Genomic DNA, 23,111 nt, shown 5'->3' on the forward strand with positions numbered 1-23,111 from the left:
TCTGCGAGACGTATTCCGTTCTTTTCGGCGCCCTTTATTTAGACGTTGACATCACGATACAAACCGCCCCCGACACCAAAGCCTAAAAAAATCAAAATTTCGAACATATATGCGAAAACGCTTTCGAATCTCGACCAAAACACATGATCCGACCTAGGCGCGGCCGCGAGGAAAAGCGCTATAAATCGGCCAAATACAACGCCAGCGCAACGCGCCAATTCGTGGGCGTGAACCCAGTTGCCTCGATTTTGTCCAGCGCTAACGTTGATTCCTTCGGACGGTCGGCCTCATGCGTGCCGTTAGCGGCACTAATCCGCGCCCACTCTTCCGTGGTCACTGGCTGCACGCGGGCAGGATCCTCGCCAACGCCTGCGAACACGGCCATCGTGAGCTCATCGCGCCCGACAACATCGCCGCCAGACGACAGGTTGTAGATCCCGTATGCCGCGCCCGTGTCCATGAGGTGAACGATGCCTTTCGCCAGGTCATCGGCCCAGGTTGGCCGCCCTCGCTGGTCCCTCACCACGGCCGGATCGACGCCACCACGCGCGAGCCGCGCCATCGTCGCAACGAAGTTCGCGCCGTCCCCAAACACCCACGAGGTCCGCACGATGAAGTGCTGTGCGGCGACCATCGCGGCCGCTTCGCCGGCGCTTTTCGACGCCCCATACACCGACAACGGCGAAGGAACCTCTGATTCCGGGTGAACCTCTACCGATCCGTCGAATACGAAATCGGTGCTCACGTGCACCAAAGTGAGCCCGAACTCATTCGCAATCGCGGCCAATTTCCCCGGCGCCACGGCGTTGACCGCCCACGCCCCCGCGCGCCCCTCCCCAGTCTCCGCTCCATTCACGTCGTTGTACGCCGCCGCATTAATGATCGCGCTGTACTGTCCCCAATCACGCGAAGCGCGCAGCTTATCGACGGACCCCGTTACATCTAATTCCTCCCTCCCCGCAAAATCCCAGTGTTCGGTCCCCGGGAGGGACTGAAGTGCCCTTCCAAGCTGGCCGTTAGCCCCGGTCACGAGGACTTTTCTGGGCGGTACGGGGGTAGCGTCGATAAGCAAGGGGTGCCCTTTGTCTTTGTCTGATACCTCCGTGGGCTCGAGCGGCCAGTCGATCTCCGTGTAGGAACTGAATGAGTACTGTGCATCCGGCGACCACCGTGAACTGCACAGATAGATATAGGTCGTGTTGTCCTCGAGGGCCTGGAACCCGTTGGCTACCCCGCGGGGAACGAATACGGCAGTGTCGGGACCGATCTCACAGCCGAACGTCGCGCCGAAGGTGGGGGAGCCTTCGCGCAGGTCAACCCACGCGCCCCACACGCGTCCGGTGGCCACAGAGACGTATTTATCCCACGGCTCCGCGTGCATGCCTCGCGTCGCCCCGCGGCTGGCATTGAAACTGACGTTGTTCTGCGCGACCCGCATCGGCGGCTCGCCCGCCCAGTTCTCCTTGAACCACCCGCGGTTGTCCCCGTGAACGTTCAGCGGCCGAACAATCAGCCCCGAGATGCCAGAATCAGTCATGCTCTTAAGCGTACTGACTGGATCAACGGCGATAGCCCAGGAATCGCAACGGCCACAGCTGCGATGACCGCAACCAGTACCGCAATCACGATCCCCGCGATCGCTCCCGGGGACAGTTCAGCGGAGGATTCCCCAGGTGGGTCCGTGGGGAGCTCCCCGGCTTTCGTCGTCAAGCGAATGCTCTTAGATCCACCGTCCTTGCAGGCCAGCTGAGCTTTCGCGAGCCCCGTGACGAAGGGGTAGCGGTTGGCTTCATAGACCTCTTTGGCAAAGTCCGTGTTTTTGAAAGCTGCGGCGAACTGCGCCTCGCGGCCAGGCGCCTGCGTGCCGATCGTCGCGGCCAGGTAGTCGTCATAGCTCAACGTCGCTTGGGTGCGGGCGTCCTTCAGCGATCCCGCGTCCACGCGGAGCTGATCGACGATTTTCCCCTCCGCGTTCCGGTCAGCCTCGACCATTTCTGCCAGCTCATCGTGTGAAACTGGCGGGTAGTAGTTCGTATACAGATTCGGGTGGGCCTCCCACAGGCGTAACGAAAGGTAGTAGCCTGCTTGACCATCGAGGTCGAGCCCGAGCTCCTCCGCACGGTCGGTGAACGGGTAGTAATGCTCGTCTAGGTATCTCTGCCGGTCCGCCCCGGAAGTGCGCCCGATCTGACGGATGATTTCGCGCACATTTGGCTTAGCGACGAGCTCATCGCCCACCGCCTTCAGCCCTGGGAATGCACCCTCGTAGCCTCGCGCGAGTGCGGAATGACCGCTATCCAGCAGTCGTTCTTCCTGCAGAATGCCCCACAAGTACGCAGTCCGCTCCTCAGTGGAGAATTCAATTACGCAGTGATCGCCCTCGCGCGGACCGACCTGTGCTGCGTAGGCAACGTTAGCTCCTGTAACGGACGTGGCCAGCGCCGTTGCCAAGGCCGCAATTCTCGGTGTTCGTTTCATTGCAGATACCTTCCCCTCTAGCTGGTGTTAAACGAGTCTAACCGTAAAAGCTGTAAGCCGGGCGCATGCAGGGAAGCTACGCCTCGTAGCCAGCCTCCACCGCGTCCTTGCCGCGTGCCCACCAGTCTCGGTTGTTTGAGTACCACTCAATAGTCTGTTCCAGACCCTCGCGTAGATTCCGGATGTTTCCCGGCGACCACCCAAGCTCATCGCGCAGTTTCGACGCGTCGATCGCGTACCGTAAGTCGTGGCCGGGGCGGTCGGCGACATGCTCGTATTCACCACCCATGATCTCGCAGATCATCTCAATGACTTCCTTGTTTGAGGCCTCACCATCGGCGCCGATGTTGTAGGTTTCGCCTTTTGATCCTCGCTCAATAATTGCTAGCACCGCATCGTTGTGGTCATCAACGTGGATCCAGTCGCGCACGTTGCGGCCGTCACCATACAGCTTCGCCGGCCGGCCGGTCAGAATGTTGGTGATCTGCCTGGGAATGAACTTCTCAATGTGCTGGTAGGGGCCGTAATTATTTGAACAGTTTGAGATCGTCGCTGTGATTCCAAACGACCGCACCCACGCGCGCACAAGATGGTCTGACCCAGCCTTCGTCGCGGAATACGGCGACGAAGGATTGTACGCGGTCGCCTCCGTGAACTTCGCCGGATCATCAATCTCCAAGTCCCCAAACACCTCGTCGGTGGAAATATGGTGGAACCGGTTCCCGTGGCGCCGCACCGCCTCTAGCAGCGTAAACGTCCCCACCAGGTTCGTCGTCACAAACGGCGACGGGTCGCGCAAAGAATTGTCATTGTGGGATTCCGCCGCAAAGTTCACAATCACATCGCTTCGCGCGGCAAGCGCATCAACGACCTCCACATCCGCGATCGACCCCTCCACGAACTCCACATCGAGACCAGCCAGATTCTCCCGATTGCCCGCGTACGTCAGCGCATCAAGCACGATAACGTCCGCGCCAGGATCCCTCTCCAACACCATCCGAACAAAATTCGCGCCAATGAAGCCAGCGCCGCCTGTGACAAGCATGGTCATGGCCTCGATGGTATCGGTTCTGTGAAAACGTTTGATTTTGCACACGTGTTCGCGAGAGGCGACCTGCTCTTATGCAGTTGAACTACTGGATTTTTGCAAACGTTTTCACAAAGCTATCGCCGCGCAAGACCCCCAATGTGAACGAGCGCGCCGGTCAGCGGTCCCACCATCAGTGCAAGAATCACCGCTTCCGCCACCCCAAAGCCAGCGCGCGCGAGGATAAAAAGCAGAGCAAAGGCGCTTATCGACGCCACAACCCAGCCGGCCACGTACCACCCGTGTCGCTCGGAAGCGAGAACGGCAGTACCAGTGATGATCAGCGCGCCCATCACGGCCGAGGCGAAGGTGAGAAGGCCAAGAGTAAGGCCGTCCACAAACAACTCCGGCGGGAAGAGCGCGCGCAGGATCCATGGCCCGACCAGCCATGCCGCGACAAAGCCAACGGCACCGAGGGAAAGCACCGCCCCGATGGGGGCAATCAATGAAGAATAGATGCGGTGGCGATTGTCCACGAAGCGCACGACAAGAGCGGATTGGAATCGCTGTAGCGGAACCAATACCGGCGCCCGCGTGAGCAATACCGCCTGGTTGATTGCCGCCACCAGGCTCGCCGCGGCAATTGGTGGTGCGGACGACATCTCTGTTGCCGGAGCGTCCGCAGGAAAAGCAGCATTAAGGACGAACGGGAATCCCGTGATCAAGGCCGCCGATGCGCCGGATGCGACGATCGCGGACAGGACGCGGCGGGTGAATTCGGTGCGTCCAACATCTACGGCCGCGCGGATCCGGCTACGCGCGTGAGTAGATAGACCAAGAATGACAACCCAGCTGAGCGCCCCGATCACCGTGATGAGTAGAAAGGCCGGCAAGCCCCAGCCGAGCCACCACGCCAAGGCAGCTAGTACCAATCGGATACCGGAGTCCAATGCCACTAACCCGGCGTACTGGTCCCATAATCGAGTCCCGCTCAATATCCCGGACAGAACCGCCTGGAACACGTAGCTGACCAGACCGAACACGAATAATCCCGTGGCCAGCTCAGGCGAGGGCGGGACCGTACCCGGCATCCAGAACATTGACGCAACTAGCGCCACCACGGCGACGACCAGGGCTAGAGCGGCACCGACTTGCCACGCGTCCGCGCGTTTTAACCCCAAACGATGGGGCGGCGTTGCGCCGTTGCCGGAAGAACCGGCAGCGTCAGGACCGGCCGCGGCCGCGACAGCACGCGTTGTTTCCTGCGTGATGCCATCGATGAACCCTGCGGATGCGAAGAACAGCGCCCAGTAGGCCTGGAAGAAACGCAACTGTGTGTCCGGGTCGAGGGACCATGAGGCCACCCACAGCACGATGAAGCCGGAGGCCGCCGCGAAGAGGGTGGCTATGGACAGAGCGCGCATCGGATTTAGCGGCCCCGAACCGGGTGCAGGGGCGGCAATTCAGGTCGGTGGAGCCAGGCCTCTAGCGTCGCGTCGATATCCGCGGCGCGGTCAGGGGCGAAGGACTTCAATGCGTTGCGCAGGTCGATCGGCTCAACCACGCTGTGTGCACCGCGCGTAACGTAGTCTCGCACGGCGGTGAAGAACGCTTCGTCGCCGATCAGAGTGCGCAGGGCATGCAGTGTCAGTGCTCCGCGCTTATACACCCGGTCATCAAACATGAGCCGCGGCCCAGGGTTGCCCACGATGATGTCCTGCGGTTTGAGAGCCAACGCGTTGTAGTGCAGGCGGATGCTTTCCTCGATAGGTACGCCCGCGCCCGTCGTGGCGTTGCGGTGTGCCGCCCAGAGCCATTCGGAGTAGCAGGCAAATCCCTCGTTCAACCAGATATCGTCCCACTGCGCCACGCCCAACGAGTTACCAAACCACTGGTGGGCGAGCTCGTGGGCAATCAGTCTCTCGTTGCGCCGCACATGGTTGCGGCCGAAGATCGACAGGCCTTGAGCTTCAAGCGGAATTTCCAAAGGATCTTCGGTGACCACCGCTTGGTAGTCAGGGAACGGGTACGGGCCAAACGTCTCTTCAAAAAAGTCCAGCATCTCCTGCTGGAGAACAAAATCCCCGACCTCAACCCCCGCGGGAAGCCACACGGATGTATTGCGTCCAAGCTCGCGGCGGGTGTATTCGCCGATCTGTACCGTAGCGAGGTACGTCGCCATCGGGCCCGCGGTGAAAGTCCAGCGGTTGCCCACATGCTCGGTGAGCGCCCCGTTGGCGATCACCGTGTAGGGCTGATCGGTCTCGATCGTGATTTCATACCGCGCTTTTTCATCCGGCGTGTCATCGCAGGGGAACCACGTGGGCGCACCATTCGGTTGGCTGGCCACCAGCGACCCGTTGGTCAGTTCCTCCCACCCAATCGTCCCCCATCGGGTACGCCTCGGGCGCGGATTACCGGCATAAACGATGGTCAGCTCAAACTCTTCGTCGACAAGCACGGGCTCCGAAAAAGTGATGCGGAGCTTGCCGCCCGACTGCTTGAAGCGTTTCACGGTGATGTCCCCGCGGCCGCTCGCGGTCACGCGGCGCGCCACCATGTTCGGCTCAAGGTCCAGCGTCATGTGCGGGAGATCGCGCCACGCAGAGCATTCAAGCTTAGCGACGCCCTCCAGCCGATTCGGCGCCACCTTATACCGCAGGTCCAGGCGGTAGCGTGCTACGTGGAACCCTAAATTGAAATCCACCCCCGTGTACCCGTCGCGCGTACCGGGGATGGGGGTGGAGCGTAGTCGGAGATTGCTCACTGGTGAAGTTAAGCCCTTGTGGTTAGGCTCCGCGGTCCACGTGGACCGACGGGTTAGCTTTCATACCGAAAGCTGGAGCGATGGTTTCTTCCCAGGACAACTTGTAGTCCTCGCGCCACTGCGGCCACGAGTGCGTACCCGCGTTGCGCAGCTTGTAATTGACGTTCTGGCTGCCGTTGATGCGGTCCATCTTGGCCTTGAAGTCATGGTTGCAGGAGTTGATCGCGGCCTCAATCACGCCACCTTCGACGATGAGGGTAGCTGCACCGGCGGAAGCCGCCAGTTCCTTCGTAGCCCTGTTCTGGTCGTTTTTGTCGATCTTAGACTTCAAGTAACCGGGCATATCGGTCTCTGCAGCAAGACCAGATGCACCAGAGATGTACAGCTTGGTGTCCCTGAGCTTCTCGGCGTTCACCAGAGCATCGTTGTAGCGGTTGTACTCCCCGCCGGCAGGGCCCCACATTTCCTCTGGGGTGCCGCTGCCGCGGTTCACCGTGAGTCGGGCAAAGAAGTTCGCAGCAGGGGAGGACGTAGCAGCGCAGCCGGAGAAGGACGCAGCTGCCGTGTAGAAACCGGGGTAGTGCGAAGGAATGACCAGCGCCGGGGTGCCGGACATGGAGAAGCCCACGATTGCGCGACGGGAATCTGCACCCAGTTCTCGCTCGATCGGGCCCGGAAGTTCCTTGGCTAGGAACGTCTCCCACTTCTGTGGGCCGCGGTAGTACTGGTCAGGTCCATTCACCTTCGGCGTTGTTGCCCAGTCCGCGTAGTAGGAGAACGCACCTTCCATCGGGATAACTACATTTACTCCCTGCTTTTCAAAGTATTGCTGGGTTTTCGCGTAGGTCAGCCAGTCATTGCCTTGCTCAGCGCCCCCAGCGCCGTTGAGAAGGTAAATGATCGGCGCGCCCTGTACGGGTTTACCGTTGGCATCCTTCGCCGGGATCACTGCAACGGGAATTTCGCGGCCCATGGATGGGGAGAAGACGTTGAAAGCCTTCACTTTATTACCGTCGATTAAGGAGTACCACGCTTCGGGTTCCGTCTTTCTTACCACGTTTCGCGCATCATCTTTAGTGATGGGCCGGAGCTTGCCCCAGAGGTTTTCGTCTGGCGAAATAGTCTTTGCGGTCTGTGTGTCCACAGCTTCAGCCTGCGTTGCAGTGGCAACGCCCAATGTCAGCGCTAGCGCTGAGACGGTGGCGACGACCTTCCGGGAGAGCTTCATGGATCCGTCCTTATGCTTCTGTGCTTCGGGGTATCAGTTTGATGGACCACAACATAATTCGCTTGGTAACGGTTAAACGTTACCTGGCGATACCTATATAAAGCTACCCGCTGGGGAGCAGTTCCCCAACGTAAGCTTCCTGTTGCGCAAGTATACTGGTGTTACTAGTGTGGCGTTGGTTAGTGACACGAGGCGCTATCTGAAAACTAATCGCTATACACCCCTACAAAACACCCCTACAAACCCGAGTAAAGGATTCTCATGACCCCCTTGGAGCAGCTCATCGTCCAATTCAACGAGTTTCTTGGAATGATGGCCCACGGTATGTCGTCGACCTCGTCGACGATCGCTTTGGGCCTCGGCATGTTCTAACAAACCTGCGTATCCTTGGGTGCGTGGCTGATAAACATTTTGACGTAGTAGTACTCGGTGCAGGTCCCGGCGGTTATGTTGCCGCCATTCGCGCGGCGCAGCTTGGCAAAAAAGTTGCCGTCGTGGAGAAGAAATACTGGGGCGGCGTGTGCCTCAACGTGGGTTGTATTCCCTCCAAGGCGTTGATTAAGAACGCTGAGGTTGCCCACATCTTCACCAAGGAAGCGAAGACCTTTGGCATCAAGGGTGACGTGGAGTTTGATTACGCGGATGCGCACGCGCGTTCACGCAAGGTCTCCGAGAAGATCGTCGGCGGCGTCCACTACCTGATGAAGAAGAACAAGATCACGGAGATCAACGGTCTCGGCTCCTTCAAGGACGCAAAGACACTGGAGATCACCGAGGGCGATGACGCTGGCACCACGGTGACCTTTGATAACTGCATTATCGCGACCGGTTCTGTGGTCCGCGGCCTGAAGGGCGTGGAGTACTCCGAGAACGTGGTGAGCTACGAGGAGCAGATCCTCAACCCGCAGGCCCCGCAGAAGATGGTCATCGTCGGTGCGGGCGCAATCGGCATGGAGTTCGCCTACGTTTTGTCCAACTACGGCGTGGACATCACCGTCGTCGAGTACATGGATCGCGTCCTGCCGAATGAGGACAAGGATGTCTCCAAGGAGATCGCCCGCGCGTACAAGAAGCTGGGCGTGAAGCTGCTGACCGGTCACGCCACCACCGCGGTGCGCGACAACGGTTCTTCCGTTGAGGTGGACATTCAAAAGAATGGCACGGACAAGACCGAGACGCTTACCGTTGATCGCGTCATGATCTCCGTGGGCTTCGCCCCGCGCGTTGAGGGCTTCGGCTTGGAGAACACGGGCGTTGAGCTCACGGATCGCGGGGCCATTGCTATCGACGATCGGATGCGCACCAACGTCGACGGCATCTACGCCATCGGTGACGTAACCGCGAAGCTCCAGCTGGCGCACGTAGCTGAGGCACAGGGCATTGTCGCAGCTGAGACCATCGCCGGCGCGGAGACCCAGGAGCTGGGCGACTACATGATGATGCCGCGCGCGACGTTCTGCAACCCGCAGGTTGCCTCCTTCGGCTACACCGAGGAGCAGGCTCGTGAGAAGTTCGCTGACCGCGACATCAAGGTTGCCGTCTTCCCGTTCTCCGCAAACGGCAAGGCAGTCGGTCTGGCGGAGGCCACCGGTTTTGCCAAGCTCGTTGCTGACGGTGAGTTCGGTGAACTCATCGGTGCCCACCTGGTTGGCCCGCACGTCTCCGAACTCCTGCCGGAGCTGACCCTGGCGCAGCGCTTCGACCTCACTGCCGGCGAGATCGCCCGCAACGTCCACATCCACCCGACGTTGTCCGAGGTCCTCAAGGAAGTCGCCCACGGCGTCGAGGGCCACATGATCAACCTTTAGCCCCACGCTTAACGACGGGGCCCCTCCAAACAGCCCCCCAAGCACCCCTTTGGGCGCCTCGCCCTTAAGCGCCCATCCGTAAAGCTCCATCCACCCCGCTCCTCCCCGGCAGCGGGGTGGATTCGTTTTACCCCCAGCGCACCAACCCCCTAGCGCACCAACCCCCTAGCCTGACCCGGCCCGTCAAGCTAAACCCCAGCCCAACGGGCCCACCCTGGCCACCGCTAAGCCAACACCCCAGCCCAAACCCGGCCTGCCGCCCAGACACTGTAGATCCGTTCGGGAAATGGGGATTAGCGACCTGGGGTTTTACAAGCCAAAACCCGAACGGATCTACGCTTTCCGTACTCGCCCCGCTAAACCCGCGGATCTACGACTTCAGAACCTGACGCTTCACACCCACTGAAAAGACCTGCCTCTTGTTTGGGTCCGAATGGTCGCTTCAGGCCAGCGAGAGAGTTTTAAATTCTCGCCTCAGGACAAATGCTCGTTTTGGCTCCGAGTTGGAGGTGCAAATTACCTGTATAACGAGCATTTGTGCTATTTGCTATCCCGTAAAACGAGCTTTTGAAAACGAGCATTTGGAAGTCGGGCGGCTAAGACGAGCATTTGGGCTCGGGTATGGGGTGAGTCGGGTCTGGCAGGGGTTGGTTTTTTGGGGGGAAGGTTAGAGCAGCTCGGTGTTCCAGTTGAGCTGCTGGATACGGGTGTCGATGGCGCGGAACTGTTTGGCAAAGTCATCGGCGCGCGAACGTAGGGCAGCGACGTCCAGGGTGGAGACGTAGCGGATCTCTGCGCGGCTGTAGCGGTCCTGGCGGGCGCCGGCGGCGTCGGCGAGGCCGGTGTAGAAGCGCCGCTTGCGCAGGAGTGAATCACGGAGAGCAAGGGCACTCGTAAGCGAGTGGGTCTCGTCGAATGGCGTGGCAGAGTTGGTTGCGTTGATGTGGCGCACCAGGTCTTCGATTTGCTGCATCAAGGCGTCGGCTTCGGTGAGGAGCTTCGTCGGATCCTCATCAGGCTGGTCGCCTTCTTGAATACGCGCGACCCGGTGTAGGCGTTCGGTGACTTGGTTCAACCGGTCCTGGGCCTCTGCGCGCTGGGCGAGTGCTTCTGCTAACAACATGTGATCACCTCGTGTGAAATGCTTTAAGTCCCCGAACCCAACCCTCACGCACCGACCCCGCCAACGCCTGGTAGTAACTGGTAAACCCCTGGTGTGGGGATGAAAAGGTGTGCCAGTGTGACATGTGCGGGCCGCCTAAATAGTGCGGTTGGAAGAATCGAACTTCCTTAAGTCCCTTACGGCCACTGGGACGCCAGAATGGAACCCGTCTTCCCTCCGGGTGGGGTTGGCGTTCACTCGAGGTCGGTGCGCTACCGACTTTGTAGCTAATGGTTTAGTTTTGTGCAGTTAAGGGAACCCAGCTTAACCCAGTACAGGCGGAAGTCAAGGATATACACTAAGTTCATGCAGGGTCTGGGCCCTACGCGGCCCCTAAAAAGCCCCTAACGGAACGAATGCAATACGCAGGTAAGGAAGAGGTGCGCAATGTCGAGCATGTATCCGCCGTCCGGCGGCCGGGGTAACGGCCAGGACAATTCGGAGGACAACATCCCCATGTCCAGCCCTTCGGACTACTACGACTACACAAGCTCGGGGCAGAGTCAGGCGCCTTTCGGTCAGGACTACCGGGCGCAGTCCTACGCGCAGCAGGCTCCACAGCAGCCTTACCCGCAACAGGCACCTCAACAACCCTACCCGCAGCAGGCGTCCGGTGCCTATGGCGTCCCGCCGAACCAGCCAATGCCGAAGAAGGGTAACGGCGCCGCGATCGGTTGCGTCATTGCGATTGTGATTACGCTGCTGTTGATCACAATTCCCGTGGCGTTATTCTTCTACTACTTCGACAAGGAGATCGACAGCTACACGGAATCGAAGGAGGTCAGCGTCGGCGGGCCGGGGGTGAGCTCAGGCGGTGAATCGCGCGATGACACCCTTCCGATTGGCGCATGGGTGGAGTCCGGTGAGTGGCGCGTGTCCCTGGATTCGGTGGACCTTGACGCTAACCGTGAGATCCACGATGAGAATGAGTTCAATGATCCGCCGAAGGCGGGGTATGTCTACGTGATGGCTGGCCTCACGGTCACGTACTTGGGCGATGACCCGCAGGGGGATAACCCCTTCGTGGAGGTGGAGTGGACTAATCCTGACGGCACCACATTCGACGATAGTGACGCTAGCGTGGTGATCGACGATAGGTTCTACTCCACGGGCAAGACCCTTTACAAGGGTGGTACGTACACCGGCAAGATTGTGTTTGAGGTTCCTTCCGCCACGGTGGATGATTCCACGATCGCAATCAAGCCCACCATCAGCTCAGAGAAGCGCTTCTTCAGCGTGAAATAAGGCACCGCTTTACGACGGGCATGTGGCGGCGTGGTCCTGGGGCCGCGCCGGTCGCGGGGCCCGATTCGCGAAATTCTGCTTTGCTGATAGATCATCAAAAAACCGCGGGCCCGTGACCTGGGGTTTTACGGGGGCTATCGAAAGTTGGATGCAAATTTCGCGAATCGCCTCGCCGGGGCACCGCGGTGAGAAACAGGAAAAGAAACAAGAAACCCGCATCCCTGCCCCGCCCGTAACGGCGCGGGGTGAAGGATGCGGGTTGTCGTTTCGGTGCTACCTAGGCACCAAACGCACCGCGGCTGCGCAGCTGATTAGTCCAGTGCGGCAGCAAGCGTGTTCAGGGAGTTGGCGCAGAACTCGTCGTCAAAGTTCTCGCTCATCTTGCGGACGAAGTCGGCCTCGATCTCGCTGCGGTCGTAGGTCAGGGTAACGCGGGTGTTCTCCGCATCGATCGGCTCGAGCTCGTAGAGCCACTTCGCGCCGACCTCCACGTCAGCGGTGGTGTTCTTCAGGTTCTTCCAGCCGACGACCATGTTCTCCTGGAGTGCAAAAACCTCGTTCTGCGTCTGGTAGTCGCCGTCTTCCTTGGTCATGTTCATGGTGAAGCGCTGGCCGACCTTTTCAAAGCGGTCTCCCGTGTCGGAGGAAACAACCATGCCGGACGAATCGGTCTCATTGTGGCGGTCCGGGTTGGTCAGCAGGTCGTAGATGTCCGCTGCCGGGGCAGCGATGTCGCGGGTTGCAGAGTTTGTATCAGTCATGCGCCCCACGGTACAGAAATTTAGATGGAGGGTTTTGTTCGCGATCGCCGTTGGGGCATCCGGAACAGGTGAAACCTAAGGTAGTGCTAACAAACAAAAGGTTTACGCCGGACGGGGTGAAACCACGGGGGAGGGACTGTGGGGTGTGGGGGTGGCGTCGATAAGCGTGTGCTTTGTGAGGGTGGGTCGGGCGTGACTGTGGCGTGGGGCACAAAGCCCGCGTGTTTATGTTTCTGAGCTGGAGTTATAGGGCGGCTTGGAGGGAGCTTGGGGTGTGGTGTGGAACACATGGGTGGCGGGGTATGGGCGCGTGTGCGGCGGGGGTTGGGGGGTGTGTAGACGCGTTGTGTCGTTGAGTCGGTTAGGGGTGCGGGGGAGCCCTAAACTTATAGGGTGAAACTGGAGGTGCCATGACTGTTAAAGACGTCGATAAAAACGTTGGCCAGGCTCACGGGTTCAATACTGCGGCGATGGATGCCGTAGACCGTGAATCACTGCGCCACGGCAAGATCACTGAGAAGCCGCTGCGTGAAAAGCCTGGTTTCCCAACGTGGGCAATCAAGCTGTGTATGGCCGTAACGGGCCTAATCTTCTTCCTCTTTGTGCTGGGCCACATGGTAGGAAACCTGAAGCTGTTCATGCCGGACCACGCCGGCGTGCCCGCATTGGACGCCTACGGCGAGTTCCTGCGCACCATCGGTGAGCCATTGTTCCCGCGTGAAGGATTCCTGTGGATTCTGCGCATTATCTTGCTTGCCTGCCTGGCGCTGCACATCTTTGGTGCGTTTGCGCTGGCGGGACGCTCCAAGCGTTCGCGTGGCAAGTTCAAGAGGACGAACCTGATGGGTGGTATTCAGTCCACCGCGGCTCGCGCGATGCTGGTCACCGGTGTTGTGCTGCTGCTGTTCATCATCTTCCACATCCTCGACCTGACCACCGGCCAGTTGGTCGCCTCTGAGGCATTCGAGCACGGCGCTGTGAAGAACAACATGCTTGCTACCTTCGCGCCTGAGCGCTGGTTCGTGACGCTGTTCTACGTCGTGGCGCAGCTCTGCCTGTTCTTGCACCTGACCCACGGTGTGTACCTGGCCGTGTCCGACTTGGGCTGGCTGGGTAAGCGCGGCCACGCAATCATGGTTGTCCTGGCCTACTGGATCCCGGCGATCGTCATGATCGCGAACATCATCATGCCCCTGTCCGTCACGTTTGGCTGGGTCAGCTAACACGTCTTCATAAGCTGGAGAAAAGATTATGACTACTGCATCTAACGGCAACGGTGCGCGTGAAGACGCTCCTCGCGTAGTGGCGAAGACCGACACTGAGGCCCACAACACCGCTGGTCGTGCGAGGACCGCGGACACCGACACGACCAACACCCACGCGCCGAAAGCTGACGCTAACGTTTCTGGCGGTGCGGATAATGAAACGAACGCAGCGGGCAAGGACTTCCGTAACCCGGATTCCGTCGTTCCGGGCGTGACTCCGGGCACCATCCTGGAAAACAACGAGCCTAAGGGCATCCCCATGCGCGACATGTGGGAGTACCAGAAGGACCACATGAACCTGGTCTCCCCGCTGAACCGCCGTAAGTTCACGGTGATCGTGGTGGGTACCGGCCTGTCCGGTGGCGCTGCAGCTGCCGCGCTGGGTGAACTCGGCTACAACGTCAAGGCCTTCACCTACCACGACGCACCGCGCCGCGCGCACTCCATTGCGGCGCAGGGTGGTGTGAACTCCGCCCGCGGTAAGAAGGTGGACAATGACGGTGCGTACCGCCACGTCAAGGACACCGTTAAGGGCGGCGACTACCGCTGCCGCGAGTCCGACTGCTGGCGCCTGGCTGTTGAGTCCGTTCGCGTTATCGACCACATGAACGCTATCGGCGCACCGTTCGCGCGTGAGTACGGCGGCACCCTGGCCACCCGTTCCTTCGGTGGTGTGCAGGTCTCCCGTACCTACTACACCCGTGGCCAAACAGGTCAGCAGCTGCAGCTATCCACGGCATCTTCGCTGCAGCGCCAGATTCACCTGGGCAACGTGGAGATCTTCACGCACAACGATTTGGTGGACCTGATCGTCACCGACGCGGAGGAAGCCGGCGGCAAGAAGAAGTGCGTGGGTATTGTCACCCGCAACCTGATCTCCGGTGAGATCGTTCCGTTCACCGGCCACGCTGTTGTGCTGGCCACCGGTGGGTACGGCAACGTGTACCACAAGACCACGCTGGCAAAGAACTCCAATGCTTCCGCCATCATGCGTGCGTACGAGCACGGCGCATACCTTGCGTCCCCGTGCTTCGTGCAGTTCCACCCGACCGGTCTTCCGGTCAACGCGAACTGGCAGGCAAAGACCACGCTGATGTCTGAGTCCCTGCGTAACGACGGCCGCGTGTGGGTGCCGAAGGACCCGGAGGATTCCCGCGACGCCAAGGACGTGCCGGAGGAGGACCGCGACTACTTCCTGGAGCGCCGCTACCCGGCCTTCGGTAACCTCGTCCCGCGTGACGTCGCCTCCCGTGCAATCTCCCAGGAGATCAACGCCGGCCGCGGTATTGGCCCGCTGAAGAACTCCGCATACCTGGACTTCTCCGACGCTATTGAGCGCCTGGGTGAGGACACGATTCGTGAGCGTTACGGAAACCTCTTTGAGATGTACGAAGACTCCGTGGGCCGTAACCCGTACCACGAGCCGATGCGTATCGCCCCGACCGTCCACTTCACCATGGGTGGCCTGTGGACCGACTTCAACGAGATGACCTCCATCGACGGCCTGTTCGCCGCCGGTGAGTGCTCCTGGACCTACCACGGTGCGAACCGCCTGGGTGCGAACTCGCTGCTGTCCGCGTCTGTCGACGGCTGGTTCACCCTCCCGTTCACGGTGCCGAACTACCTGGCCGACCACCTCGGCGAGGAGATCGTGGACATTGAGTCGGAGGACGTGAAGAAGGCAGTTGCTCGCTCCCAGGAGCTGATCGACCGCCTGATGAACATTCGCGGTGCGGACCCGCACGGTCCGGATTACTACCACGAGAAGCTTGGTCACATCCTCTACGAATCTTGTGGTGTGGCACGCGACGTGGAGTCCATCAAGCGCGGTATTGAAAACATCCGCGCCCTGCGCGAGGACTTCTGGGCTAACGTCCGTATCCCGGGCCACGCCATGGACATGAACCAGACCCTGGAGAACGCCATCCGCGTGGCGGACTACATCAACCTGGGTGAGCTCATGTGCATCGACGCCCTGGACCGCGACGAGTCCTGTGGTGCGCACTACCGCGCTGACCACCTCTCCGAGGATGGCGAGGCTGAGCGTGATGATGACAACTGGTGCTTCGTATCCGCCTGGGAGCCGGGCGGCGAAGGCGAGTTCATCCGCCACGCTGAACCCCTCTACTTCGATTCGATCCCGCTGATGACAAGGAACTACAAGTAATGAAACTCACACTTGAGATCTGGCGTCAGGCCGGACCCAACGAACCAGGCAACTTCGAGACCGTCCAGGTTGATGACGCAGTTGAAGAGATGTCCATCCTGGAGCTGCTCGACCACGTCAACCTGAAGCGCGTGGAGGAAGGCCTCGAGCCCTTCACCTTCGCTTCCGACTGCCGCGAAGGCATCTGTGGTACCTGTGGCGTGTCCGTCAACGGCCGTCCGCACGGTGCTGGTCAGAACACCACGGCCTGCCTGCAGCGCCTGTACAACTACAAAGACGGCGACACCCTGAAGATCGAGCCTTTCCGCTCCGGCGCATTCCCGGTGATCAAGGACCTCACCGTGGATCGCTCCGCACTGGACCGCGTCATGCAGCAGGGTGGCTACGTCTCCGTCATGGCCGGTACTGCACCGGACGCTGACACGCTGCACGTCAACCACGACAATGCTGAGAAGGCTCTTGACTTCGCCGCTTGCATCGGCTGTGGCGCCTGCGTTGCTGCGTGCCCGAACGGTGCTGCGCACCTGTTCACCGGCGCGAAGCTGAAGCACCTCAAGCTGCTCCCGCTGGGTAAGGAAGAGCGCGGCCGCCGTGCCCGCAAGATGGTGGACGAGCTGGAGACCAACTTCGGCCACTGCACGCTGTTCGGCGAGTGCGCCGACGTGTGCCCGGCTGGTATTCCGCTTGACGCCGTTGGCGCGATCAATGCTGAGCGTGCGCGCGCAGCATTCCGCGGCAAGGATGACTAGAGCCGACTAGAGTAGTACCCAATTTCCCTTCTACGAAGAAAGGTCCCCGATGTCTGTTGAAGGACCCGCACCAGTAGCCGACGTGTCGGCAGAGTCGTTCCCGGATTACGGCGCGCGGCTGCATGACAGCTACATCGACGGTTATGATCCCGTCTCGCTCCACGCACCGCACTCTTCCCTGGTGAAGAACATCACCTGGGTGGGCATGGGCCTTGTCCTGTCATGCCTGGCTGGCTTTGGCACCCTCATCTACGGCGCGGCTGGCAGCATCTGGGGCCACGGCGCAAGCCCGGATATTTCCTCCACGGTGATCATCGTGGGTGCGGTGGTCACGCTGGCGACCCTGATCCTGGGCTTTGTGTTCATCCACATGGGCCGCGCCAACTACCGCAACTACCGCTCTGAGACTGGTCGCAGGAACTAACTATCCGTCACCGCAGTTGTTAGATGGGTAGGCACAGTGCCCACGATGCCGCCGATGAGCAGGTGAGCTCAGGCGGCATCGCCGATTTTCAGGAGACCTCCACCGATTCCCCGGCTCCGGCCGTGCGGGAACCGCTGGAGGTCCCTGGCATGTCTCCGGAAGTTGAGGCGGAGAAGCGCCGGCTGTTGCGCAACTGGAAGCTGCGCGCCACCTCCCTTCTGGTCATCATGGCCGTCATTTACTTGGCGTGTACGTGGTGGCTGCACACGCACGCTGGTGGTGCGACTCCGAACACCGGCCCGAACACATTCGCTTGGTGGCTGGGCCTGTTCCGCACGGGCTCGGAAGCCGGCATGGTCGGTGGCTTAGCGGATTGGTTCGCCGTTACCGCTTTGTTCCGTTACCCGATGGGCATCCCCATCCCACACACGGCGCTGGTCCCCAACAAGAAAGACCAGATTGGTGATGAGCTTTCCAAGTTCGTCGGCGAGAACTTCCTTCACGCCCAGGCCATTACGGAGAAAATCGAGGAAGCCAACATCCCGCAGCAGGTTGGTGCCTGGCTGGCCAAGCCGGATAACGCTGAGAAAGTCTCCGCGGAAATTGGCCGGCTCACGGCTAATGCGGTGCGCGCCGCCGATCGCGCCGATGCCGAAGCACTGATCAACTCCCAGTTCCTCTCCCGCGCTGTTGAGCCGGAGTGGGCCCCGCCGCTCGGCCGCCTGTTGGAAGGCCTCATCGATGACGGCAAGATCGAACCCATCGTCGATGAGGTAGTCGGCTGGGCGCGTAAGAAGGTCGCGGGCATGGAGGACAGCGTCGTCAAGCTTATTGATGAAAAGATGCCTCGCTGGGCCCCGCGTTTTGCAAAAGACCTGGTGGGCGAGCGCGTCTACCGCGAGCTGGTCTCTTTCATGGCGGACGTGGACACCAACCCGAACCATGATGCCCGCGTGGCCGTTCGGCGCACTATCGCGCAGTTTGCCCAGGACCTCCAGCACGATCCTGCGATGATCGCGCGCATCGAGCAAATCAAGGGCGACGTCATGGGGTCCCCCGCGATGGCGTCCGCCGCTGGGTCCATCTGGGACCAAGTTTCGCAGGCGCTTATCGACGCGGCGGAGGACCCGGATTCGGTATTGCGGCGCAAGATCACTGAAACCTGCAAGCGTTGGGGCGGCCGAATCAACACGGATCCGCAGGTCCGGGCCCAGCTTGATCGCCGTATTGAGGCCACCGCTCGCTTCCTCGTGGACAACTACGGTGACACCATCACCGGCCTGATCTCTGAGAACATCCAACGTTGGGACGGCAAGGAAGCCAGCGAGAAGATTGAGCTCCTCGTGGGCAAAGACCTGCAGTTCATCCGCATCAATGGTTCCGTAGTAGGTGCACTCGTGGGCGTGCTTATCTACATTGTTACCCAAGCACTTTTTTAGCCCGCAGGAACTCCTCCAGCCCTAAACAGAAGGGGACACACCATGACCGACGCCACATCGCACAACAGCGAAAACAACAGAGACAACAACGCAGACAACAACCGAGAAAACAACACAGACAACAACGAACTCCTCGACGCCCTGAAGGGCGTGGGCGGTGCTTCCGCGGAAGCCATTGCTCGGATCGGTGACGTGCTGGGGGACTTCGGGCGAAAGCTGAAGGAAGACCGCGAATCCGCCAACACCGGCGGCTCCCACCACGCGGAGGACTCCGTGGTGGAAGATCATGACGGTGTGATCAGCCAGCTGAAAGCCGCCGTGGATAACGCGCGGGCCGCCTACCAGGGTGCAGAGAACGACAATGACGTCCGTGCGGCTGGCGCATCTTTTGTGAACGACGCTGATTCCATCCTGCGGGACCTCGCTGGCTCCGTCACCCGCGCCGCGTACTCTACCGGCGAGTCCACCGAAGCCGATGAAGCCAAGAAGGCACTTCGCTCCGCGCTGGAGGAAGCACGCGACGGCATTCAGTCCGCAATGAACAAGTTCTGGCCCTCCTCCAGCGAAGGCGAGAGCGTCGGCAAGACCGACGGCGAGACCGAGCCCGGAAACGCGGCTGAAAAGAAAGAAGACAACAGCTAAATGCCGATCCCTGATTTTGCTAACTACTCACTGGAGACCTGGATCATGCTGATCCCGGAGTTGCTGCGGTTGTGGCTGCTGGCGCTCGTGGGCGTGTGCGGGATCGTCGGTGCGGTCCAGGTGGGCCTGACGCGGGCGGACGCTTTCCCGGCGGCAGACCGTATGCCAAAGGTCGGCTGGGTGGCGTTGTTGCTCATCGCATCGCTGGCGTGTTTAAGCATGCGGCCGTTCTTTGGCATCATCGGCGCCGTGGTGATCGGCATCTACTTCTTCGATGTGCGCCCGCACCTCAAGAACATCCTCAGCGGCAACTACGGCTGGTAAGCGCGTGGCCTGATTGTCGCGTGGTCCGATTGTCGTGTGGCCTGTAAAGGCCACACGCTAGTTGGCGACCGCGAGTTCCTTCAGGGGGACGTTGTCGCCGGATAGCGTGACGCGGAAGTTGTCGGGCAGAACATCGAAGTTCTTTACTGCTAGTGACCCGATGACTTGCTCTTCCATTGCTTTGCGCAGTTGTTGGGTGATGATCTCGGAGACGAAGTCGGGCAGGGTGATCCCCATGATCTTGGTGCGTACGGCGGTGAAGTAGAGGGTGTCGTTTTCCATCTCTGGCTTCAGTTCAATGGTGGCACCGCCGTTGGAGATCGTGATTTCAAAGGTGCCGTCGCTGGGTTTCGATTCCACGTCGGAGATCGTCACAATGTCCTTGTAGATGGCAAAGTCGCCTTCGCTTTGCTCATCCATGGCGTGGGAAAGCTGGGATTGCAGCATTTCACGCACGTATTGGTTGGGTAGGTCGGACGTTAATGTCAACGAATCCGCCACGGGGTCAGAATCCAGCGTGAAGCCGCGTAGTTCCAGCTTCGCGGGCGGGTTGCCCTCAATCACTCCGCCGTTGCTGGTCAGGGTGGAGGGAACTCGTACGGTGACGCTATCGACTTTCTTGCTGGCCACCGCAAAAAGTAGTGGTGAAGGCCCAAAGGATACGTCCGGTTCTTCATCAATCACGGCGCCGGCGGGGGCGCTTTCGATGAAGCTGCTCTTGATTTGCGCGGCAACGTAGTGGCGGAGCCCAAACTCAACGAGCATGAACAGGATCAAAATCCCCACCAAGACGCCGATGATGATCTTCAGCGCCTTAGACCCGGAGCTTGAAGAGCGCGGTGGGTAGTAGCCCTGCGCGTGCGGTGCGTCCCCGGAAGTAGTCTCCGGCGCGTAGGGCTCCGCAGGCAACGTCCGCGTCGAGTGTGCTCCCGTGGAATTAGACATAAAATCCATTGTGCTGGATCAATATCACGTATGCCAAGGCATTAATGAGTGGCGGGCGATACTAACGGCCAATCCACAGTTAATGTGTTGTCTCGTGTACGCCGACGTACAGGATGTAGCGGCCACCCTTCGTCGATAAGCAGCGTGCGTGCGTGCTCCCAGCGGACCCGCGGGCCGTGAGGCGCCCACCCGGCGGCGCGCTCCCATGCGGAATCGGCGGCGGTGAGCAGCTCGTGGATGGGCTCACCGGGGACGTTGCGGTGGATCAGCGCTTTTGGCAGGCGTTCCGCAACATCACTTGGCGCGTTCACATCCTCCGGGTCCCATGCGAGAGTCAGGGTTTGGGGCCCATCGGCGTTGAGGAGCACCCACGCGCAGCGTCGCCCCAGCTCATCGCAGGTCCCCTCGATGAAGAATCCCCCTGGGGCTAGCCGCGAGCACACTTCGTTCCACGCCGTCTCTACTTCGCTGACGTCGTATTGTCGCAGCACGTTGAACGCGCGCACGAGGTGCGGACGGTACCCGGCCAGCTCAAAGCCCCCGAGTTCAAAGCGGACGCCGTCACGCGGCGGCAATACGCGCTCCGGATCGATCTCCAGCCCCACTACCTCCACATCAGCGTTGATCTGCCTCAGCCACCGCGCCCATTCCACGGTGGTCGTGTGCGACGCGCCGTAGCCCACGTCCACCGCCAGCGGCGCCTCTTCCGCACGGAGCAGCTCGCTTATCGACGGATGAAACCTCGTCCACCGATCCGACCTACGCAACCGATTCACGCCGGTGGTGCCGCGGGTGATGACACCAAAAGGCCGACCCTGCCCCCTGCTTGCACGCAGGTTATGGGCATGGTCGGCCATGGCTTACATCCTTAGAAACCCGGAAGGTCCCTTGGAGTGAACCCCCCTACGAACTCGCTGCGACCTCTTAGAGGTTCTCAGCGATCCACTTGGTGGTCAGCTCTGCCTCCTGGTTGAACAGGTCACCCAGTGCTTCGCCCACCTTCGGCTCGATGGCAGCGCCCATGAACGGGATGTTGACCTTGACCTCGTTGTCATAGCTCAGCGTCGTGGTGTCGCCGTTGCCTTCCAGCTTGATGTCGCCGCCGAAGTCCACCGGGGTGCCCTTGACATCTGCGGTGTAAGAAAGATCAGCTGCCTCACCGTTGAGCGCACCGATCTTCACAACGCGCTTGACCTTCAGCGCCTGGGAAACCATGGAACGCACGGCCTCCGGCAGAAGCGTCTGCGGCAGGACCTCAAACAGCGCTACTTCAGTGTCAGAAAATTCAGCGACCTCACCTGGTTCGGGCGACAGGTTAGCCGCGATGTACTCCCAGTATTCGCGGGTGGTGAATGCCTTGTGGACCTTGTCCGCCGGCTGGTTGATCGTTGCGGTGTTTTCACTACGTGTAGCCATGCCATACAGGCTACCGTGGTTTACGTGTCTGATTCCCCAGCGACTCAAAATTTCTGTGACATACCCGACTGTGAGGCCCTCGACGGCGTTCGTTTCGCGGATCTGACCACGCTGCGCATCGGCGGAACACCCCGTCGCGCCTACCGCGCCCGCTCGTCGGAAGCCCTTGCGCTCATCACGCAGCTTCTCGACGACGCCGGCCACCCCCTCCTCATCGTCGGCGGCGGTTCTAACCTGGTTGTCGCCGATGGGGAGTTAGATCTCACCGCCGTGATCGCGGCTAATGATGACATTCATGTCAACCCGGACGGCCTTGTCCGTGCTGGTGCCGGCGCTGTGTGGGATGATGTTGTCGCCCAGACCGTTGCCGCTGGCCTGCGCGGAATCGAAACGCTGTCCGGTATCCCTGGCTCCGCTGGCGCCACTCCGGTCCAAAACGTCGGCGCCTATGGCACCGAGGTTTCTGACGTTCTCGCCCGCGTCCACCTCTATAACAGGAAGACCAAGACCACCGAGTGGGTCCCCGCGGCCGATTTGGACTTGGCCTACCGCTACTCCAACCTCAAGTTCACCGGCCGCGCCGTGGTCTTGGACATCGAACTCCAACTGGAAGCCGTTGGCCCCTCTGGTGATTCCATTCCCCTGCGCCACCGCAAAGGGGAGAAGCTCCCACTCGCTAAGGCCCGTGAGGAGATCATCTCTATCCGCGCGCAGAAAGGCATGGTGCTGGATCCTACGGACCACGACACGTGGTCTGCCGGCTCCTTCTTTACCAATCCCATCGTCCCACAGGCCCACGCCGACGCGATCCAGCAACAACGCGCCGCGCAAGACCCCGTGGACGCGGAATCCATGCCGCGCTTCCTCCAACCCGACGGCACCGTGAAACTGTCCGCCGCCTGGCTCATCGAGCGCGCCGGGTTCCCCAAGGGTTTCCCAAACACCGAAGCAAGCACCGAAGCAAACACCGAAGCCCCCGCCCGCCTCTCCACGAAGCACACCCTGGCTTTAACCAACCGGGGCAGCGCCACGGCCGACGACATCGTGGCTCTTGCACGCACGATCCGTGCTGGTGTTCAGGATGCGTTCAGCGTTACTCTCGAAGCCGAACCCGTTTGGGTGGGCTTGACCATCGGCGAATAAAAGGCGATCAGGAGCGCTGCCTGGGTTCAAACAGTAAGGCCGCCACCCAGTGATTCAGGTGGCGGCCTTTGTGGCTGCGCGGTAGCTAACTTTCGTCGTTAAGCGAAGCTAGCTTCCTTTT

The 23,111-nt window shown here is 60.5% G+C and carries 21 protein-coding genes; 10 read left to right on the top strand and 11 right to left on the bottom strand.

Translation table 11 applies throughout. The features are described from left to right. Positions 1–178: 178 nt before the first annotated feature. The 6 genes from CAQUA_RS01130 to CAQUA_RS01155 all read right to left on the bottom strand — a co-directional run bounded on the left by CAQUA_RS01130 (position 179) and on the right by CAQUA_RS01155 (position 7,500). Positions 179–1,537, bottom strand: coding sequence for a sugar nucleotide-binding protein (locus CAQUA_RS01130; protein ID WP_196824878.1), 1,359 nt, complete (start codon positions 1,535–1,537; stop codon positions 179–181). Beyond that, a complete protein-coding gene (locus CAQUA_RS01135; protein ID WP_196824877.1) occupies positions 1,534–2,478 on the bottom strand; it encodes a hypothetical protein in 945 nt (314 codons plus the stop codon). Before CAQUA_RS01135 ends, CAQUA_RS01130 begins: the two co-directional genes overlap by 4 nt. Positions 2,479–2,554: 76 nt before the next feature. Continuing rightward, positions 2,555–3,529 carry a dTDP-glucose 4,6-dehydratase gene (rfbB, locus tag CAQUA_RS01140; RefSeq protein ID WP_196824876.1) on the bottom strand — a complete coding sequence of 325 codons (975 nt, stop codon included), beginning with the start codon at positions 3,527–3,529 and terminating at the stop codon, positions 2,555–2,557. A 113-nt stretch (positions 3,530–3,642) separates the two neighbouring features. Next, positions 3,643–4,929 (bottom strand): hypothetical protein, encoded by a 1,287-nt coding sequence (locus CAQUA_RS01145; protein ID WP_196824875.1) that lies wholly within the window; start codon positions 4,927–4,929, stop codon positions 3,643–3,645. 5 nt (positions 4,930–4,934) lie between these two features. Next, positions 4,935–6,272: a M1 family metallopeptidase gene (locus tag CAQUA_RS01150; protein ID WP_196824874.1), complete on the bottom strand. Its 1,338-nt coding sequence runs from the start codon at positions 6,270–6,272 to the stop codon at positions 4,935–4,937. Positions 6,273–6,294: 22 nt separating this feature from the next. Next, positions 6,295–7,500: an alpha/beta hydrolase gene (locus tag CAQUA_RS01155; RefSeq protein WP_196824873.1), complete on the bottom strand. Its 1,206-nt coding sequence runs from the start codon at positions 7,498–7,500 to the stop codon at positions 6,295–6,297. A 395-nt stretch (positions 7,501–7,895) separates the two neighbouring features. Here CAQUA_RS01155 and lpdA point away from each other — a divergent pair, with 395 nt between their 5' ends. Further along, entirely contained in the window at positions 7,896–9,308 is a 1,413-nt protein-coding gene (lpdA, locus tag CAQUA_RS01160) for a dihydrolipoyl dehydrogenase (protein ID WP_196824872.1), read from the top strand. 667 nt (positions 9,309–9,975) lie between these two features. Here lpdA and CAQUA_RS01165 read toward each other — a convergent pair. Then, positions 9,976–10,431, bottom strand: a complete 456-nt coding sequence (locus CAQUA_RS01165; protein WP_196824871.1) for a DIP1984 family protein — start codon at positions 10,429–10,431, stop codon at positions 9,976–9,978. Between the two features lie 426 nt (positions 10,432–10,857). Here CAQUA_RS01165 and CAQUA_RS01170 point away from each other — a divergent pair, with 426 nt between their 5' ends. Then, positions 10,858–11,715: a DUF4352 domain-containing protein gene (locus CAQUA_RS01170; RefSeq protein ID WP_196824870.1), complete on the top strand. Its 858-nt coding sequence runs from the start codon at positions 10,858–10,860 to the stop codon at positions 11,713–11,715. Between the two features lie 311 nt (positions 11,716–12,026). On the opposite strand, the gene CAQUA_RS01175 is transcribed toward CAQUA_RS01170, so the two are convergent. Further along, positions 12,027–12,476, bottom strand: coding sequence for an SRPBCC domain-containing protein (locus CAQUA_RS01175; RefSeq protein WP_196824869.1), 450 nt, complete (start codon positions 12,474–12,476; stop codon positions 12,027–12,029). A gap of 470 nt (positions 12,477–12,946) precedes the next feature. Between CAQUA_RS01175 and CAQUA_RS01180 the strand changes: the two genes are divergently transcribed. Genes CAQUA_RS01180 through CAQUA_RS01210 form a run of 7 tightly spaced genes read left to right on the top strand, consistent with a single transcriptional unit; the run spans position 12,947 to position 19,486 of the window. After that, positions 12,947–13,699: a succinate dehydrogenase cytochrome b subunit gene (locus CAQUA_RS01180; RefSeq protein WP_196825668.1), complete on the top strand. Its 753-nt coding sequence runs from the start codon at positions 12,947–12,949 to the stop codon at positions 13,697–13,699. 28 nt (positions 13,700–13,727) lie between these two features. Beyond that, on the top strand, positions 13,728–15,908 hold the full coding sequence (locus CAQUA_RS01185) for a fumarate reductase/succinate dehydrogenase flavoprotein subunit (RefSeq protein WP_231375488.1): 2,181 nt from the start codon (positions 13,728–13,730) through the stop codon (positions 15,906–15,908). Then, positions 15,908–16,657, top strand: coding sequence for a succinate dehydrogenase/fumarate reductase iron-sulfur subunit (locus CAQUA_RS01190; protein WP_196824868.1), 750 nt, complete (start codon positions 15,908–15,910; stop codon positions 16,655–16,657). Before CAQUA_RS01185 ends, CAQUA_RS01190 begins: the two co-directional genes overlap by 1 nt. Positions 16,658–16,706: 49 nt before the next feature. Beyond that, a complete protein-coding gene (locus tag CAQUA_RS01195; RefSeq protein WP_196824867.1) occupies positions 16,707–17,081 on the top strand; it encodes a hypothetical protein in 375 nt (124 codons plus the stop codon). Between the two features lie 23 nt (positions 17,082–17,104). Then, positions 17,105–18,520 (top strand): DUF445 domain-containing protein, encoded by a 1,416-nt coding sequence (locus CAQUA_RS01200; RefSeq protein ID WP_196824866.1) that lies wholly within the window; start codon positions 17,105–17,107, stop codon positions 18,518–18,520. Between the two features lie 42 nt (positions 18,521–18,562). After that, a complete protein-coding gene (locus CAQUA_RS01205) occupies positions 18,563–19,162 on the top strand; it encodes a CGLAU_01105 family protein (protein WP_196824865.1) in 600 nt (199 codons plus the stop codon). A 45-nt stretch (positions 19,163–19,207) separates the two neighbouring features. Next, positions 19,208–19,486, top strand: a complete 279-nt coding sequence (locus CAQUA_RS01210; RefSeq protein WP_196825666.1) for a DUF2516 family protein — start codon at positions 19,208–19,210, stop codon at positions 19,484–19,486. 57 nt (positions 19,487–19,543) lie between these two features. Here the strand turns inward: CAQUA_RS01210 and CAQUA_RS01215 are convergent, their stop codons facing one another. The 3 genes from CAQUA_RS01215 to CAQUA_RS01225 form a co-directional block, all read right to left on the bottom strand. Beyond that, positions 19,544–20,431, bottom strand: a complete 888-nt coding sequence (locus tag CAQUA_RS01215; RefSeq protein ID WP_196824864.1) for an LmeA family phospholipid-binding protein — start codon at positions 20,429–20,431, stop codon at positions 19,544–19,546. A gap of 41 nt (positions 20,432–20,472) precedes the next feature. Next, positions 20,473–21,288: a class I SAM-dependent methyltransferase gene (locus CAQUA_RS01220; RefSeq protein ID WP_196824863.1), complete on the bottom strand. Its 816-nt coding sequence runs from the start codon at positions 21,286–21,288 to the stop codon at positions 20,473–20,475. Between the two features lie 67 nt (positions 21,289–21,355). After that, positions 21,356–21,847 (bottom strand): DUF2505 domain-containing protein, encoded by a 492-nt coding sequence (locus tag CAQUA_RS01225; protein WP_196824862.1) that lies wholly within the window; start codon positions 21,845–21,847, stop codon positions 21,356–21,358. 24 nt (positions 21,848–21,871) lie between these two features. Here CAQUA_RS01225 and CAQUA_RS01230 point away from each other — a divergent pair, with 24 nt between their 5' ends. Next, complete coding sequence (locus tag CAQUA_RS01230) at positions 21,872–22,990, top strand: UDP-N-acetylmuramate dehydrogenase (protein ID WP_196824861.1); 1,119 nt, start codon at positions 21,872–21,874, stop codon at positions 22,988–22,990. Positions 22,991–23,111 lie beyond the last annotated feature (121 nt).

Origin of the sequence: Corynebacterium aquatimens (assembly GCF_030408395.1) — a bacterium.
In the GTDB taxonomy this organism is placed as follows: Bacteria; Actinomycetota; Actinomycetes; order Mycobacteriales; family Mycobacteriaceae; genus Corynebacterium; species Corynebacterium aquatimens.